17 protein-coding genes are annotated in these 15,071 nt (G+C 61.2%); 8 read left to right on the top strand and 9 right to left on the bottom strand.

The annotated features are described in order from the left end of the window. The first annotated feature begins 260 nt into the window (after nt 1-260). The 4 genes from ACIPZH_RS16995 to ACIPZH_RS16980 are packed head-to-tail and all read left to right on the top strand — an operon-like array spanning nt 261 to nt 3,493. On the top strand, nt 261-854 hold the full coding sequence (locus ACIPZH_RS16995; protein ID WP_267819192.1) for an aminodeoxychorismate/anthranilate synthase component II: 594 nt from the start codon (nt 261-263) through the stop codon (nt 852-854). 9 nt (nt 855-863) lie between these two features. After that, the gene (gene trpD, locus ACIPZH_RS16990) at nt 864-1,913 is read left to right on the top strand and encodes an anthranilate phosphoribosyltransferase (protein WP_267819190.1); all 1,050 of its coding nucleotides are present in this window, start codon (nt 864-866) and stop codon (nt 1,911-1,913) included. Continuing rightward, nucleotides 1,910-2,743 (top strand): indole-3-glycerol phosphate synthase TrpC, encoded by an 834-nt coding sequence (trpC, locus tag ACIPZH_RS16985; protein WP_267819188.1) that lies wholly within the window; start codon nt 1,910-1,912, stop codon nt 2,741-2,743. Before trpD ends, trpC begins: the two co-directional genes overlap by 4 nt. Before the next feature lie 45 nt (nt 2,744-2,788). Further along, a complete protein-coding gene (locus ACIPZH_RS16980; protein WP_400636958.1) occupies nt 2,789-3,493 on the top strand; it encodes a biotin/lipoate A/B protein ligase family protein in 705 nt (234 codons plus the stop codon). Here ACIPZH_RS16980 and crp read toward each other — a convergent pair. Beyond that, entirely contained in the window at nt 3,490-4,134 is a 645-nt protein-coding gene (crp, locus tag ACIPZH_RS16975) for a cAMP-activated global transcriptional regulator CRP (RefSeq protein ID WP_241807087.1), read from the bottom strand. The genes ACIPZH_RS16980 and crp overlap by 4 nt on opposite strands. A gap of 192 nt (nt 4,135-4,326) precedes the next feature. Here crp and ACIPZH_RS16970 point away from each other — a divergent pair, with 192 nt between their 5' ends. Further along, entirely contained in the window at nt 4,327-4,749 is a 423-nt protein-coding gene (locus ACIPZH_RS16970; protein ID WP_004376171.1) for an OsmC family protein, read from the top strand. A gap of 33 nt (nt 4,750-4,782) precedes the next feature. Here ACIPZH_RS16970 and ACIPZH_RS16965 read toward each other — a convergent pair whose 3' ends face one another. From ACIPZH_RS16965 to hemJ, 6 genes are all read right to left on the bottom strand, one after another. Next, nucleotides 4,783-5,823, bottom strand: coding sequence for a DUF2157 domain-containing protein (locus ACIPZH_RS16965; RefSeq protein ID WP_400636956.1), 1,041 nt, complete (start codon nt 5,821-5,823; stop codon nt 4,783-4,785). 10 nt (nt 5,824-5,833) lie between these two features. Further along, nucleotides 5,834-6,481, bottom strand: a complete 648-nt coding sequence (coq7, locus tag ACIPZH_RS16960) for a 2-polyprenyl-3-methyl-6-methoxy-1,4-benzoquinone monooxygenase (RefSeq protein ID WP_012316538.1) — start codon at nt 6,479-6,481, stop codon at nt 5,834-5,836. Between the two features lie 66 nt (nt 6,482-6,547). Then, nucleotides 6,548-6,886 carry a histidine triad nucleotide-binding protein gene (locus ACIPZH_RS16955; protein ID WP_012316537.1) on the bottom strand — a complete coding sequence of 113 codons (339 nt, stop codon included), beginning with the start codon at nt 6,884-6,886 and terminating at the stop codon, nt 6,548-6,550. Between the two features lie 65 nt (nt 6,887-6,951). Next, nucleotides 6,952-7,734, bottom strand: a complete 783-nt coding sequence (locus ACIPZH_RS16950) for an SDR family oxidoreductase (RefSeq protein ID WP_241807089.1) — start codon at nt 7,732-7,734, stop codon at nt 6,952-6,954. Nucleotides 7,735-7,804: 70 nt separating this feature from the next. Further along, nucleotides 7,805-8,758, bottom strand: coding sequence for an NAD(P)H-dependent flavin oxidoreductase (locus ACIPZH_RS16945; RefSeq protein WP_400636953.1), 954 nt, complete (start codon nt 8,756-8,758; stop codon nt 7,805-7,807). A gap of 30 nt (nt 8,759-8,788) precedes the next feature. Further along, nucleotides 8,789-9,214 carry a protoporphyrinogen oxidase HemJ gene (gene hemJ / locus ACIPZH_RS16940; protein WP_400628809.1) on the bottom strand — a complete coding sequence of 142 codons (426 nt, stop codon included), beginning with the start codon at nt 9,212-9,214 and terminating at the stop codon, nt 8,789-8,791. Between the two features lie 142 nt (nt 9,215-9,356). Here hemJ and argC point away from each other — a divergent pair, with 142 nt between their 5' ends. Further along, the gene (argC, locus tag ACIPZH_RS16935; RefSeq protein ID WP_196997117.1) at nt 9,357-10,391 is read left to right on the top strand and encodes an N-acetyl-gamma-glutamyl-phosphate reductase; all 1,035 of its coding nucleotides are present in this window, start codon (nt 9,357-9,359) and stop codon (nt 10,389-10,391) included. A gap of 153 nt (nt 10,392-10,544) precedes the next feature. Further along, nucleotides 10,545-10,895: an iron-sulfur cluster insertion protein ErpA gene (gene erpA / locus ACIPZH_RS16930; protein ID WP_046787605.1), complete on the top strand. Its 351-nt coding sequence runs from the start codon at nt 10,545-10,547 to the stop codon at nt 10,893-10,895. Between the two features lie 60 nt (nt 10,896-10,955). On the opposite strand, the gene ACIPZH_RS16925 is transcribed toward erpA, so the two are convergent. Both ACIPZH_RS16925 and ACIPZH_RS16920 read right to left on the bottom strand, forming a co-directional pair. Continuing rightward, a complete protein-coding gene (locus ACIPZH_RS16925; protein ID WP_400636951.1) occupies nt 10,956-12,047 on the bottom strand; it encodes an anhydro-N-acetylmuramic acid kinase in 1,092 nt (363 codons plus the stop codon). 3 nt (nt 12,048-12,050) lie between these two features. Continuing rightward, entirely contained in the window at nt 12,051-13,469 is a 1,419-nt protein-coding gene (locus tag ACIPZH_RS16920; RefSeq protein ID WP_400636949.1) for a peptidoglycan DD-metalloendopeptidase family protein, read from the bottom strand. A gap of 217 nt (nt 13,470-13,686) precedes the next feature. On the opposite strand from ACIPZH_RS16920, the gene tyrS reads away from it, so the two are divergent. Then, nucleotides 13,687-14,886, top strand: a complete 1,200-nt coding sequence (gene tyrS / locus ACIPZH_RS16915) for a tyrosine--tRNA ligase (protein WP_241807094.1) — start codon at nt 13,687-13,689, stop codon at nt 14,884-14,886. Nucleotides 14,887-15,071: the final 185 nt, after the last annotated feature.

Genomic DNA, 15,071 nt, shown 5'->3' with positions numbered 1-15,071 from the left:
GCCGCCCCGGTAGGCTACTGTGCCTGCAAGTATGAGCGAGACCTATCCCGTGTTGATCGTCAGCAAACTCTTGATGCGCGTTATCAAGGCCCACGCCCGTTGGCGTTGGCGCGCCTGACTTTATCTCTTGCCGGCCTGCCCGGCCCGCCCCCGTTTGCCTTCCTGTCCGTGTCCGAGCGCCCTTAGTGGCAACGCCGTGTCTGTTTATGGTGTAGGAAGGTTCGACTTTTAAAGTCAGTAGATTCTAGAGGTTTAGCCTGATGTTACTGATGATCGACAATTACGACTCATTCACTTACAACGTCGTGCAGTACCTTGGCGAGTTGGGTGCCGAGGTCAACGTCTTCCGCAACGACGAAATCACCGTTGCCGAGATCGAAGCCCTCAACCCTGAACGGATCGTGGTCTCCCCCGGCCCTTGCACGCCGAGCGAAGCCGGTGTGTCCATCGAGGCCATCCTGCATTTCGCCGGCAAGCTGCCGATCCTTGGGGTTTGCCTGGGCCACCAATCGATCGGCCAGGCGTTTGGCGGCGATGTCGTGCGTGCCCGCCAGGTGATGCACGGCAAGACCAGCCCGGTGTATCACCGCGACCTGGGCGTGTTCGCCGGCCTCAACAACCCGCTCACCGTGACCCGCTACCATTCCCTGGTGGTCAAGCGCGAGACCCTGCCAGAGTGCCTGGAGGTGACAGCCTGGACCGCACATGACGACGGTTCGGTCGACGAGATCATGGGCCTGCGCCACAAGACACTGAATATAGAAGGGGTGCAGTTCCACCCCGAGTCCATCCTGACCGAGCAGGGCCACGAGCTGTTCGCCAACTTCCTCAAGCAGACCGGCGGCCGCCGCTAAGGACCGAGCATGGATATCAAGAGCGCGTTGAGCCGTATTGTCGGCCACCTGGACCTCTCTACCGAAGAAATGCGCGATGTGATGCGCCAGATCATGACCGGCCAGTGCAGCGAGGCGCAGATCGGTGCCTTCCTGATGGGCATGCGCATGAAGAGCGAAAGCATCGACGAGATCGTTGGCGCGGTTTCGGTCATGCGTGAGCTGGCTGACAAGGTCGAGCTCAAAAGCCTAGATGGCGTGGTCGATATCGTCGGCACGGGCGGTGATGGCGCCAACATCTTCAACGTTTCCACCGCTTCCGCGTTCGTCCTGGCGGCGGCGGGTTGCACCGTGGCCAAACATGGCAACCGCGCGGTTTCCGGCAAGAGCGGCAGTGCGGACCTGCTGGAAGCTGCGGGCATCTACCTGAACCTCACGCCTACCCAAGTGGGGCGTTGCATTGACAGCCTCGGCATTGGCTTCATGTTCGCGCAGAGCCATCACACAGCCATGAAACATGCCGCAGGCCCGCGCCGCGACCTGGGCCTGCGTACCCTGTTCAACATGCTCGGCCCGCTTACGAATCCGGCTGGGGTGAAACACCAGGTGGTCGGCGTGTTCAGCCAGGCCTTGTGCCGCCCGCTGGCTGAAGTGCTGCAACGCCTGGGCAGCAAGCATGTGCTGGTCGTGCATTCCAAGGATGGCCTGGACGAGTTCAGCCTGGCCGCGCCTACCTTTGTCGCCGAACTGAAGAACGACCAGATCAGCGAGTACTGGGTCGAGCCTGAAGACCTTGGCATGAAGAGCCAGAGCCTGCATGGCCTGGCAGTCGAAAATCCACAGGCATCGCTGGAGTTGATCCGTGATGCACTGGGCCGGCGCAAGACCGAGAACGGCCAGAAGGCTGCCGAGATGATAGTGCTCAACGCGGGCGCTGCGTTGTACGCCGCTGACCACGCCATGAGCCTGAAGGCGGGTGTGGATCTGGCGCACGATGTGCTGCACACAGGGCTAGCGTGGGAAAAGCTGCAGGAGCTGGGTGCCTTTACAGCGGTATTCAAGGTGGAGAACGAAGCATGAGTGTCCCGACGGTGCTGGAAAGGATCATTGCCCGCAAGTTCCAGGAAGTGGCAGAGCGCAGCGCGCGCGTCAGCCTCGCCGAAATGGAGCGCCTGGCCAAGGAGGCGGATGCCCCGCGCGGGTTTGCCAATGCCCTGATCGAGCAGGCCAAGCGCAAGCAGCCAGCGGTGATTGCCGAAATCAAGAAGGCCTCGCCGAGCAAGGGTGTGATCCGCGAGAACTTCGTCCCGTCGGAAATTGCCGTCAGCTACGAAAAGGGCGGGGCGACTTGCCTGTCGGTGCTGACCGACGTGGACTACTTCCAAGGGGCCGATGAGTACCTGCAGCAGGCTCGCGCCGCCGTTTCGCTGCCGGTGATCCGCAAGGATTTCATGGTCGACCCTTATCAGATCATCGAAGCACGCGCCTTGGGTGCAGACTGCGTGCTGTTGATCGTGTCGGCGCTCGATGACGTCAGGATGGCCGAGCTGGCTACTACCGCCAAGGACGTCGGCCTCGATGTGCTGGTCGAAGTACATGACGGTGATGAGTTGGAGCGCGCGTTGAACACCCTTGATACCCCGCTGGTGGGTGTCAACAACCGCAACCTGCATACCTTTGACGTCAGCCTGGAAACCACTCTCGACCTGCTGCCACGCATCCCCCGCGATCGCCTGGCCATCACCGAGAGTGGCATCCTCAACCGTGCGGATGTCGAGCTCATGGAGATCAATGACGTTTATTCGTTCCTGGTGGGCGAGGCGTTCATGCGGGCCGAGCAGCCGGGGCTGGAATTGCAGCGGTTGTTCTTCCCTGAACAAGTGAAGAAGACTGTTCAGCATCTGGACTAAGCAACGTTGAAGCCGGCAATCGCCGGCTTTATCTAAGGTGGATCAATGACCGATCAACCCCTGGCCCTTACCGTCGAGCAGGGCTTGCGCGCCGAGCAAGATCTTTTGGCTGCAGTCTGTCGTGGCGAAGCCGAGAGTGGTGTGCTGTTCTGGCGCCCGACGGATCATGCGCTGGTCATGCCTCGGCGCATGAGCCGCCTGGACAACTTCGAGGCAGCCTGCTCGGAATTGGCGATCGCGGGCTGGCCAGTGCTGCTGCGTGAAACCGGTGGTGAACCGGTGCCTCAGTCGCATTCGACGGTGAATGTGGCGCTGGTGTACGTAGCTCCCCGCAGCGAAGGCGACCATGGCCGTATCGAGAACGCCTATGAACGGCTCTGCCTGCCGTTGTGCGACGTGTTGCGCGAGTGGGGTGGTGTGGCTTCGGTAGGCGAGATCGACGGGGCCTTCTGCGATGGCCGCTACAACGTCAACCTCAATGGCCGCAAGCTGGTGGGTACTGCCCAACGTTGGCGCCAGGGGCTGGGTGGAAAACGGCCTGTGGTGCTGGTGCATGGTGCGTTGTTGCTGGATAACGAGCGCGAGTCCATGGTCGCGGCGGTCAATCTGTTCAATGAATGTTGCGAGCTCGAGCAGCGCTGCCGGGCCGACAGCCATATAGCCCTGCACGAAGTGGCGCCCGCTGTGCCGTGGTACGAGCGCCTTTCGCAGGCGTACAGGGAAGTACTTGCAGCGTTACCCAAGGATTAACGCGTACCGTAAACCACCATGGTCTTGCCCTTGACCTGGACCAGGCTGCGTTCCTCGAGGTCCTTGAGCACGCGGCCGACCATCTCCCGCGAGCAGCCGACGATACGGCCAATTTCCTGGCGGGTGATCTTGATTTGCATGCCGTCCGGGTGGGTCATGGCATCTGGCTGTTTGCACAGGTCCAGCAGGCAGCGGGCGACCCGGCCGGTAACATCGAAGAAGGCCAGGTCGCCGACCTTGCGTGTGGTGTTACGCAGGCGCTGGGCCATCTGGCTGCCGAGGGAGTAGAGAATCTCCGGGTCTTGGCGGGCCAGGTCGCGAAACTTGTCGTAACTGATCTCGGCTACTTCGCACTCTGTCTTGGCGCGCACCCAGGCGCTGCGCTGCTGATCGCTGCCGGCGGGTTCGAACAAACCCAGTTCGCCGAAGAAATCGCCACTGTTGAGGTAGGCGATGATCATCTCGTGGCCTTCGTCATCCTCAATGAGGATGGTGACCGAGCCTTTGATGATGAACGACAGCGTTTCGGCTCGGTCACCAGCACAGATGATATTGCTCTTGGCGGTGTAGCGGCGGCGCTGGCAGTGCATCAGCAGCTTGTCGATGTTCTTGATCTTGGCGGGTAGGGCTGAGGCAACCATCACGAAATCCTGTTCGATACGACCCATGGGCTCTGGTGGGGAGTTGGCTGACATGACGCGTCAGTCAATTGGCGCCAGCTTATCAGACACTGCAAGATGTTTCGGCACAAATGCCGAACCTGTGGAGCTTTTCCGACAGCCACACAAGGCTTAAGCTGACACCCTTTTTGCTAGATCCAGGAGTACGGACAGATGAAGGCACGCATCCAATGGGCCGGTGAAGCGATGTTCCTTGGCGAATCGGGGAGCGGCCATGTGGTGGTGATGGACGGCCCGCCCGAGGCTGGGGGCCGCAACCTGGGCGTGCGCCCGATGGAAATGCTCCTGCTCGGCCTGGGTGGCTGCAGCAGCTTCGATGTAGTGAGCATCCTGAAGAAATCGCGCCAAGCGGTGGAAAGCTGCGAAGCCTTCCTTGAAGCCGAGCGCGCCAGCGAAGATCCGAAGGTGTTTACCAAGATACACATGAACTTCGTGGTCAAAGGGCGTGGGCTGAAAGAGGCTCAGGTCAAGCGTGCGGTGGAGCTGTCGGCGGAGAAATATTGCTCGGCGTCGATCATGCTGGAGCGGGCGGGTGTGGAAATCACCCACGGTTACGAGATCGTTGAGCTGGGGTAAGACTTCAGGGTCGCAAGGCGGCCCCGACGGCCATCAATTGCGCAACGCTGGGAGAGCCACCACCAGCCAACGGGGCACGCAACGCCTCAATGACTGGCTGAGGTGCTCCCGGCGCTTTTGATAACCCAGCCCCAGGGCGATGACCCCGAGCCCGATCAAGGTCAGCACCACAGGGAACAGCAGCGAATCGGCAAACACCTCGTACGACAGATAACCCAGGTAAGCAGCCACCCCCAGGGCCCCGAAGACCATGAACACTGGCCGGCGCAGCAGCACCGCCATGGCCATCAGCCCCAGGTTGATCAAGCAGTACAATGCCTTACCCAGCTCGCTGTCGCTTTCGACCAGCGTTAGCCCACCCCAGAACGCTGCCAGCCCGGCCAGGTAACCCCAGTGGGCGTAATCCTCACGCGTGCGCCCGTCGACCACCAGAAACACCAGCAGCAGCCCAAGCCCGAACCACAGCGAAACCGTGCGCCGCTGTTCCCAGCTGAACGGTGAGCCGAACACCCACTCGCTAAGGTCCATCGACATGAACCACAAGGCAATGGCAATCGGCATGACGATAAACGGGTAGGGGATCAGGCGCAGCATCAACAAACCGGCGACTACCGTGGCCGCCTCCATCATCAGCCAGCCGCCCTGCACATAGGTGTAGTACTGGTGATAGTCCGTTTGCCGATCATCCAATGGCCACCAGCCGGCCAGGCGTTCGATGGCAAAGACTGCCAAGGGCACGATGCTTACCGCGACCGCCGCCAAGACGCCAGAGGCGATAGGTTGCTGGCGTTTTTGCAGAGTGAGGGCGAACAGGGTGAGAAGGCCGATGTAAAGGATGGCGATGGCCAGCAGCGCCCAATCACCGATTCGCATCCAGGCCTCGGTCAGCAGCCAGCCCATCGCCCCCATGATCAGTAGGGCGCCGAAGTAGAAGGCGACGTGCGCCAGCTGGAAGCTGCCACGAACTACCGGCTGCTGGTGCAGGAAGTCCAGCAGAGCCTTGTCCTGGCCCGGCTGGAGAATGCCTGCTTGTACGGCGCGCGCCAGGTCCTTGGCGTCGATACGGTCCGTCATTGGCGTGCCCTTAGATGCGGTAAGTGCTCTTGGTCATGACCTTGGCCAGCATGCTCATGCCGAAGCGTACCGGCGCGGGGAAGCGATAGCCACCTGCTTCAAGGGCCGAATCGGCGTGCTGCTCTTCGTCGACGCGCATCTGCTCGAGAATGGCACGGGACTTTTCGTCCTCATGGGGGATCTGCTCCAGGTGTTCATCGAGGTGTTTGCACACCTGATGCTCGGTGGCGGCGACGAAGCCCAGGCTGACCTTGTCGCTGACCATGCCGGCGAGCGCGCCGATGCCGAACGACATGCCGTAGAACAACGGATTGAGCACGCTGGGGTGGCTGCCCAGCTGACGGATGCGCTGTTCGCACCAGGCCAGGTGGTCGATTTCTTCCTCGGCCGCATGTTCCATCGCCTTGCGCACCTGAGGCAGTTTGGCGGTCAGGGCCTGGCCTTGGTACAGCGCCTGGGCGCAGACCTCTCCGGTATGGTTGATGCGCATGAGCCCGGCAATGTGGCGGGTCTGGCTTTCGTCGAGTTCGACGTCCGGCTGGACAATGGCCGGGGACGGCCGGGAGGGTTGGCCGCTGAAGGGCAGCAAGGTGCGCATGGCGGTATCGGCCTGCAGCAACAAGCGGTCGAGCGGCGAGTAGTGACGTTCGGTAGCCATCGGGCACCTCCGCTGAAGTGATGCCCGACAGTTTACCTCAATCGCCCGGGGTGGGCTTGCCTTGGGTCAGCCCGGTGGCCAGTGCATCTGGCGCTGGCCGAGCACATGCATGTGGATGTGGTAGACGGTCTGGCCACCTTGCTCGTTGCAGTTCATGACCACGCGGAAGCCATCCTCGCAACCCAGTTCCTTGGCCAGGCGCTGGGCGGTGAACAGGATGTGGCCGGCCAGGCCCTTGTCCTCTTCGGTCAGGTCATTGAGCGTACGGATGTGTTTTTTCGGGATGACCAGAAAATGCACCGGCGCCTGGGGCGCGATGTCGTGGAACGCCAGAACCTGGTCGTCCTCGTAGATGATCTTCGCCGGGATTTCCCGGTTGATGATCTTGATGAATAAATCGTCCACAGCACTTGCTCCATGGTGAGGGTCCTGGCCGAGTGTACTTAGCCAGGCGCCGCTCGCCCAGTGGGCTATTCCATTCCGACCGGGCAGTAACGGCGGTGGATGAAGCCTGCAAGCTTGCGCGACAACCAGCGGGGCAACAGACGTGGGGCGAATGCCAGCCAGCGGTTGCGGCGAACCGGCATGATCAGCGCCCGGTTCTTCGCCAGTGCGCGCACGGTGTACAGCGCTACTTCTTCGGGGCTGAGGCAGCGGCTGCTGCCTTCTAGCCTGGGAATAGGCCGGCGCGAAGAGCGCACAGGCCCGGGGCAAAGCACTGAAACCTTGATGCCTGTGGGCTTGAGCTCTTCGCGCAGGGCTTCGGTGAAATGCATCACATAGGCCTTGCTGGCGGCATAGGTGGCCATCCAGGGGCCTGGCGCTATGGCGGCCAGGCCGGCGACGTTGAGGATCTGCCCACCACCCTGTACTGCCATGAGGTTGCCAATGGCGTGGCACAGGCGGCTCATGGCGAGAATATTCACTTCCAGCAGGTCCTGCTCGTCTGCCCATTCGTGGGCGAGAAACGGGCCATAGGTACGCTGGCCGGCGCAGTTGACCAACAGGTCGATGCGCCGCTCGCCCTCTTCCAGTTCGAGTACGAAACCGGACAGGCGCAGTGGCTGGCTGAGGTCGCAGGCGCGTAGCAGCACTTCGACGCCGAAGCGCTGGGTCAGCTCTATGGCAACCGGTTCAAGGGTTTCGCGATTGCGTGCCACCAGGATCAGATTGCGCCCGCGCCGCGCCAGCGCTTCCGCCAGGGCCAAGCCCAGGCCGCTGGAAGCACCAGTGATCATGGCGTAACGGGTCATGCAAGGCTCCTGAGGGCTAGAGAGGGCGCCTAGTGTACAGCGTGGCCGGGCCAGGTGTTGCCTTTTGCTGCTAGGCCTTGGCGCGTAGCGCCTGGCTGCGCTCCAGGGCTGCTTTGTATTCACCGTGCAGGCGTTCGATCAGTGCGGCGGCGCCGGGCAGGTCATGGATATCTCCGACGCCTTGCCCGGCAGACCATACTGTCTTCCAGGCCTTGGCTTCATTATCGATTGGCTTGAGTTTGCCCTGCTCCTGGCCGGCCTTCAGTGCGGCCATGTCGTACCCGGCCTGTTCAAGGCTCTGACGCAAAAAGCTGGCTGGTATGCCGGACACCGCTGGGGTATGGACGATGTCCGCTGCATGCGCGCCGAGCAGCATCTGTTTATAGGCCTCTTGGGCTTGGCTCTCCCGGGTGGCGATGAAGCGAGTACCCATGTAGGCCAGGTCCGCGCCAAGCAACTGGGCGGCGAGTATTTCATGGCCGTGGTTGATGCAGCCGGCCAATAGCAGTGTCTTGTCGAAAAACTGGCGGATTTCGGCCACAAGGGCGAACGGGCTCCAGGTGCCCGCATGCCCGCCTGCACCTGCCGCCACCGCGATCAGGCCATCGACGCCGGCCTGTGCAGCTTTTTCAGCGTGACGCCGGGTGGTCACATCATGGAACACCAGGCCGCCATAGCCGTGCACGGCATCCACGACTTCCTTCACCGCGCCAAGACTGGTGATGACTATAGGCACCTGATGCTCGACACACAGGGCAAGGTCAGCCTGCAGACGCGGGTTGGATGGGTGGACGATCAGATTCACCGCATAAGGGGCTGGCGTTTGCAGCTGCCCAAGGCCCGCTTCGATCTCCTCGAGCCAGCCTTTGAAGCCGGCACTGTCGCGCTGGTTCAAGGCCGGAAAGCTGCCGACCACGCCATTGCCGCAGCAGGCCAGGACCAGCTGGGGATTGGAGATCAGGAACATCGGCGCCGCCACCACGGGCAAGCGCAGGCGTTGTTCGAGCGAAGCAGGCAGGGACATGGGCGAGGCTCCTGAACAGTGCGTTCAACGTCAGAACGGTTTGACCACCACAAGAATCACGATGCCCAGCAGGAACAGCACGGGTACTTCGTTGAACCAGCGGTAGTAAACGTGGCTGCGGGTGTTGGCGCCGTTGGCAAAGCGTTTGCGCTGGGCGCCGCACATGTGATGGTAGCCGGTGAGCAGAATTACCAGTGTCAATTTGGCATGCAGCCAGCCTTGGCTCAGCCAGCCCGGGGTGAGATAGAGCATCCAGGCGCCGAACACGTAGGTGGCAATCATCGCCGGGTTCATTATGCCGCGGTACAGCTTGCGCTCCATGGTAACGAAGCGGTCCTGGCTGATGCTGTCCTGGCTTTGGGCGTGGTAGACGAACAGCCGGGGCAGATAGAACAGGCCGGCGAACCAGCAGACCACGCTGACGATGTGCAGCGCTTTTATCCATAGGTAAAGCATGGAGAGAGTTCCTTCAGGTATTCACGGTCGTCAGATAGTAGAGGCCAAGCGCCCGAAGGGTCACCCGAAGAGTTGTTACAGGCGCCTTGCGCCCCTATCATCGTGCGCTTTCCAGACGGCTCGTTGATAAGGGGCAAGCGTTATGATCAAGGTCGGTATCGTCGGCGGCACGGGTTACACCGGCGTCGAACTGTTGCGTCTGCTGGCACAGCATCCACAGGCCGAAGTGGCGGTCATCACTTCGCGTTCCGAGGCGGGCGTAGCGGTCGCCGACATGTATCCGAACCTGCGCGGCCACTATGACGGCCTGGCTTTCAGTGTGCCGGACAGCAAGGCCCTGTCAGCCTGCGACGTGGTCTTCTTCGCCACCCCGCACGGTGTCGCGCACGCCCTGGCCGGCGAGTTGCTGGCTGCCGGAACCAAGGTCATTGACCTGTCCGCCGACTTCCGCCTGCAGGACGCTGCCGAGTGGGCGAAATGGTACGGTCAGCCGCACGGCGCGCCGGAGTTGCTCAAGGATGCGGTCTACGGCCTGCCTGAAGTCAACCGTGAGAAAATTCGCCAGGCGCGCCTGATCGCCGTGCCGGGCTGCTACCCGACCGCTACCCAGTTGGGCTTCCTGCCACTGCTCGAAGCGGGCCTGGCCGACCCGTCGCGCCTGATCGCCGATTGCAAGTCGGGTGTCAGTGGCGCCGGCCGTGGTGCCGCCGTGGGGTCGCTGTTCTGTGAGGCTGGCGAGAGCATGAAGGCCTACGCGGTCAAGGGCCACCGTCACCTGCCGGAAATCAGCCAAGGCCTGCGCCTGGCTGCGGGCACGGATATCGGTCTTACCTTCGTGCCGCATCTGACCCCGATGATCCGCGGCATTCACTCGACCCTGTACGCGACGGTTGCCGATAAGTCGGTCGACCTGCAGGCACTGTTCGAGAAGCGCTACGCTGACGAGCCGTTCGTCGACGTGATGCCAGCGGGCAGTCACCCGGAAACCCGTAGCGTTCGCGGTGCCAACGTATGCCGTATTGCCGTTCATCGCCCGCAAGGTGGTGACCTTGTGGTCGTGCTGTCGGTCATCGACAACCTGGTCAAGGGCGCGTCAGGCCAGGCGGTGCAGAACCTGAACATTCTGTTTGGCCTGGACGAGCGCATGGGCCTGTCCCATGCCGGCCTGCTGCCCTGACACCGCCGGCAAGGCACAAGCTGCAAGTGAGCGTACTGCGTTCAGCTTGTAGCTTGTCACTTGCGGCTTACGAATTGTTGACCGATTTTCTCGGAGAAGCGGATAATGCGCGTCATCGAGTTTTATGGCGGCTACTGCGCCGGGAGAATCAACATGAGCGTCGAAACCTTCACCCCCACGGCTTTGGAATTCACTCACGGCGCCGCGCAAAAGGTGAAGACTCTGGTTTGCGAGGAAGGTAATGATCGTCTGAAACTGCGGGTTTTCGTGACCGGTGGTGGCTGCTCGGGTTTCCAGTACGGCTTCACCTTCGATGAAGATGTGGCCGAAGATGACACCATCGTCGAGCGCGAAGGTGTATCCCTGGTGGTAGATCCCATGAGCTTCCAGTATCTGGCGGGCGCGGAGGTGGATTACCAGGAAGGTCTTGAGGGTTCGCGCTTCGTGATCAAGAACCCGAATGCCGCTACCACCTGTGGCTGTGGATCTTCCTTCTCGATCTGAAGCCCGGTAGTACAAAAAACGCCGCGCATTCGCGCGGCGTTTTCGTTGGCGGTTGCAAGGTCAGGCTGGGTAGATCGCGCCCAGCACCCGGAGCCCCTTCGCTGCCGTAACGCTGGGGCGGTTGGCAGCGATCCCTTCCAGGCAGCAATGAGCCAGCCAGGCAAATGCCATACCCTCGACCCAGTCTGGGTCTACGCCATATGCCTGGGTGCTGGTGACCCGGGTATCGGGTAGCAGCGCGTCAAGGCGAGCCATCAATGCACCGTTGTGTGCACCGCCTCCACAGACAAGCAGTGCTTCTGTGCCTTGCTGTGCATTACGCAAGGACTCAGTGATGGTTCGCGCCGTCAGTTCAAGCAGTGTGGCCTGGACATCCTCGTCGCGATAATGCGGCATACGAGCGAGATGGCCATCCAGCCAGGCCAGGTTGAACACTTCGCGGCCTGTACTCTTCGGGCCGCTGCCGACGAAGAAAGGATCACTCAGCAACGCGTTCAGCAAATCGGTCTGGGCCACGCCACTGGCCGCCCAGGCGCCGTCGGCGTCATAGGCCTGACCGCGCTTACGCTCGATCCAGGCATCCAGCAGGACATTGCCGGGGCCACAGTCGAAGCCGTGGACCGGCTTGTCGTGCTCGATCAGGCTGAGGTTGCTGAAGCCGCCCACGTTGAGCACTGCCAGCCGCTGGCCAAGATGGGCGAACAGGGTTTCATGAAACGCAGGCACCAGAGGCGCGCCTTGGCCGCCAGCCGCCACATCGCGCCGGCGGAAATCGGCTACCACTGCGATCCCGGTGAGCTCGGCAAGCAATGCCGGGTTGCCGATCTGTACAGTAAAACCCCGGGCAGGCTCGTGGCGGATGGTCTGGCCATGGCTGCCGATGGCGCGGATGGCGGCAGGCTGCAGCCCCTGCTTTTTCAGCAACTGCTGTATGCCTTCTGCGGCAAGGCTGGCCCAGTGGTTTTCCGCCAATGCTGCACGTGCGATTTCGTCAGGGCCGCTGGCGCAAAGGGCAAGCAGTTGCTGACGCAGCTCGGCGGGCATCGGCAGGTAATGGGTGGCGAGCAGCTCCAGCCGCTCGCCTTGTTCGATCAGGGCAATGTCCAGCCCGTCGAGGCTGGTGCCAGACATTACTCCCAGGTAGAGCGCCATGGATCAGCGCTTGTTCGCTGCGAGCATGGTGGCCTTTTCCTGATCCATGCGCGCGATCAGTGGCTTGCTCTGCTGCAAGAACCGCTGGCGCTCGGCCTTGGCGATCGGGTCGGCCATCGGTACCTTCTGGCTCAGCGGGTCGACGTGGACGCCATTGACCTGGAACTCATAGTGCAGGTGCGGGCCCGTGGACAGGCCGGTGGTGCCGATATAACCGATGATCTGCCCCTGCTTCACGCTGCTGCCGGTCTTGATGCCTTTGGCAAAGCCCTGCATGTGCCCGTAGAGGGTCTTGTACCTGTTGCCGTGGGCGATGATCACTGTGTTGCCGTACCCACCGCGACGGCCGGCCAGTTCGATGCGGCCGTCACCGGCTGCTTTGATCGGTGTGCCGCGTGGGGCGGCATAGTCGACACCCTTGTGTGCGCGGATCTTGTTCAGGATCGGGTGCTTGCGGCCTGCGGAAAATCGCGAGCTGATACGAGCAAAGTCCACGGGGGTGCGGATGAACGCCTTGCGCAGGCTGTTGCCATCGGCTGTGTAGTAGCTGGTGTTGCCCTGCTTGTTGGTGTAGCGCACCGCCGTGTAGGTCTTGCCACGGTTGGTGAAGCGGGCAGACAGGATGTTGCCTGTGCCAACCACCTTGCCATCCAGGACCTTCTGCTCGTAGACCACGTCGAATTCGTCACCCTGGCGGATGTCCTGCGCGAAGTCGATGTCATAGCCCAGTACCTTGGCCATGTCCATGGTCAGGCTATGCGACAGCCCGGCACGCTGGGCCGAGGCCGACAACGAACTTTTGATCACACCGTGGGCGTACGCGGTACGTACCAGGGGTTTGCTGATTTCGCGGTCGAAGGTATAACCCTTGGCGGTCTTCGTCAGGCGGATGGTTTCGAGGGTGCTGACCTTGCTTTGCAGGCTGGCCAATTGGCCGTCCTTATCGAGCTCGAACTGCAAAACCTGGCCGTGCTTGAGTTGGCTGAATTGCTTGGCCTGCTTGCTGCTGGCCAGCAGGTCGTGTACCGCATTGGCGGGCAGGCCGACTTTTTCGAACAGGGTGGACAGTGTATCGCCACGCGCCACGGTGACTTCGCGATGCCCAGGCGTTGTGGCTTCGGGTTTTTGCTCCAGGGCCGGAAGCCCTTGGGAAGCTTGCTCGGTTTTGCTATCGGCACCTTCGATTTGCGCGAAAGGTGAACCTTGATCGGCTTGGGTCTGCACCAGTGGCGCGGCGGCGGACTCACCCTTGAGTTGCTCCGCCGGGCTTTCCAGTTCGAGGCTGAGGGTAGTCTTTTTGGCTTCGACTTCGCTGGACGGAAATACCAGCAGAGCCAGGCTGAGCAGGGCGGCGATGCCGCTGGCGGCCAGCAGGTGGGTTTTCGGATAAAGCGGGGGCGCTTTAGGCGTTTCGTCGGTCATAGGTAAGGTGACTTTTTGAAGAAAAGTGAATATGGAAAAGATGAATGACATGATGAAGATGAAATAACTGTATAAAATATAACCAAATCCATTTTCACGCAAGGGCGCGTAGACGCCGCGAGGCTGCGGTCAGGTCACATTCCGTTGCGAAACTTGTATTTGATGGCCGATCTTGTATGGTTGGCTCCCCTTGAATCTGAGCCTTGCGGGTCTGTCTATGAAGTCGGTTGAAGAGCAGCTGGCGCTTATCAAGCGCGGTGCGGAAGAAGTGTTGGTCGAGTCGGAACTGGTGGAGAAGCTCAAGCGCGGCCAGCCTCTGCGTATCAAGGCAGGTTTCGACCCGACCGCGCCTGACCTGCACTTGGGGCACACCGTGCTGATCAACAAGCTGCGCCAGTTCCAGGAGCTGGGTCATCAGGTCATCTTCCTGATCGGTGACTTCACCGGAATGATCGGTGATCCCAGCGGCAAAAGTGCGACTCGCCCGCCGCTGACGCGTGAGCAGGTGCTGGATAACGCCGAGACCTACAAGCAGCAGGTGTTCAAGATTCTCGACCCGGCCAAGACCGAGGTCGCGTTCAACTCCACCTGGATGGACAAGCTGACACCGGCTGATTTCATTCGCCTGGCGTCGCAGTACACGGTGGCGCGTATGCTTGAGCGCGACGACTTCGACAAGCGCTACACCACCAACCAGCCGATTGCCATTCATGAATTCCTCTACCCGCTGGTGCAGGGGTATGACTCGGTAGCCCTCAAGGCTGACGTGGAACTCGGTGGTACCGACCAGAAGTTCAACTTGCTGATGGGGCGCGAGTTGCAGCGCGCTTACGGCCAGGAAGCGCAGTGCATCGTGACCATGCCGCTGCTCGAAGGGCTGGACGGCGTGAAGAAAATGTCCAAGTCGCTGGGCAATTATGTCGGTATCCAGGAAGCCCCTGGGGTGATGTACAGCAAGCTGGTGTCGATCCCGGACACGCTGATGTGGCGTTACTTCGAGTTGCTGAGCTTCCGCTCCATGGAAGAGATCGAGCAGTTGCGTGCCGATGTCGCCAATGGTGCGAACCCGCGCGACATCAAAATCAAGCTGGCGGAAGAAATCGTTGCGCGTTTCCATGGTGAAGAGGCGGCTGCCAACGCCCACCGCGCGGCGGGTAATCGCATGAAAGAGGGTGAGTTGCCGGAAGATCTGCCTGAGATCGAGGTGGCAGCGGCCGAAGACCTGCCGATCGCTGCTGTATTGAACCGTGCAGGCCTGGTGAAAAACTCGGCGATGGCGCGCGATCTGCTCAATGGCGGTGCGGTAAAGGTCGATGGTGCGGTGGTTGAACGTGACTTCATGTTTGCGATTGGCGCCACTCATGTGTGCCAGGCGGGCAAGAAGGCGTTTGCCCGGGTTACGCTCAAGGCGGAGTGAGTGCCTGGTGGTGTAGCTATATAGTGAGTGCCTGGTGGTGTAGCTATATATAGAAGCGGGGAGGCCGACAGGCCTCCCCGCTTTGTTTTTCAGCGATTGTGAAGTTTATTGGAATTAAGCCTTGACGCGTTCTCGAATCCCCTTATAATGCGCCCCACTTCCAGCGTAGTCGGAACGAGAAACTC

The sequence above is a fragment of the Pseudomonas sp. NPDC089758 genome (assembly GCF_044748705.1).
Taxonomy (GTDB): Bacteria; Pseudomonadota; Gammaproteobacteria; order Pseudomonadales; family Pseudomonadaceae; genus Aquipseudomonas; species Aquipseudomonas putida_X.
Note: the sequence above shows the minus strand (reverse complement) of the source record. Positions and strands in the feature narration are given on the sequence as shown.

Bases quoted from the DNA above. Each gene is read 5' to 3' on its own strand.
- ACIPZH_RS16995 (WP_267819192.1), top strand. From the start codon at position 261: ATGTTACTGATGATCGACAATTACGACTCATTCACTTACAACGTCGTG.
- trpD (WP_267819190.1), top strand. From the start codon at position 864: ATGGATATCAAGAGCGCGTTGAGCCGTATTGTCGGCCACCTGGACCTC.
- trpC (WP_267819188.1), top strand. From the start codon at position 1,910: ATGAGTGTCCCGACGGTGCTGGAAAGGATCATTGCCCGCAAGTTCCAG.
- ACIPZH_RS16980 (WP_400636958.1), top strand. From the start codon at position 2,789: ATGACCGATCAACCCCTGGCCCTTACCGTCGAGCAGGGCTTGCGCGCC.
- crp (WP_241807087.1), bottom strand. From the start codon at position 4,134: ATGGTTGCCTCAGCCCTACCCGCCAAGATCAAGAACATCGACAAGCTG.
- ACIPZH_RS16970 (WP_004376171.1), top strand. From the start codon at position 4,327: ATGAAGGCACGCATCCAATGGGCCGGTGAAGCGATGTTCCTTGGCGAA.
- ACIPZH_RS16965 (WP_400636956.1), bottom strand. From the start codon at position 5,823: ATGACGGACCGTATCGACGCCAAGGACCTGGCGCGCGCCGTACAAGCA.
- coq7 (WP_012316538.1), bottom strand. From the start codon at position 6,481: ATGGCTACCGAACGTCACTACTCGCCGCTCGACCGCTTGTTGCTGCAG.
- ACIPZH_RS16950 (WP_241807089.1), bottom strand. From the start codon at position 7,734: ATGACCCGTTACGCCATGATCACTGGTGCTTCCAGCGGCCTGGGCTTG.
- ACIPZH_RS16945 (WP_400636953.1), bottom strand. From the start codon at position 8,758: ATGTCCCTGCCTGCTTCGCTCGAACAACGCCTGCGCTTGCCCGTGGTG.
- hemJ (WP_400628809.1), bottom strand. From the start codon at position 9,214: ATGCTTTACCTATGGATAAAAGCGCTGCACATCGTCAGCGTGGTCTGC.
- argC (WP_196997117.1), top strand. From the start codon at position 9,357: ATGATCAAGGTCGGTATCGTCGGCGGCACGGGTTACACCGGCGTCGAA.
- erpA (WP_046787605.1), top strand. From the start codon at position 10,545: ATGAGCGTCGAAACCTTCACCCCCACGGCTTTGGAATTCACTCACGGC.
- ACIPZH_RS16925 (WP_400636951.1), bottom strand. From the start codon at position 12,047: ATGGCGCTCTACCTGGGAGTAATGTCTGGCACCAGCCTCGACGGGCTG.
- ACIPZH_RS16920 (WP_400636949.1), bottom strand. From the start codon at position 13,469: ATGACCGACGAAACGCCTAAAGCGCCCCCGCTTTATCCGAAAACCCAC.
- tyrS (WP_241807094.1), top strand. From the start codon at position 13,687: ATGAAGTCGGTTGAAGAGCAGCTGGCGCTTATCAAGCGCGGTGCGGAA.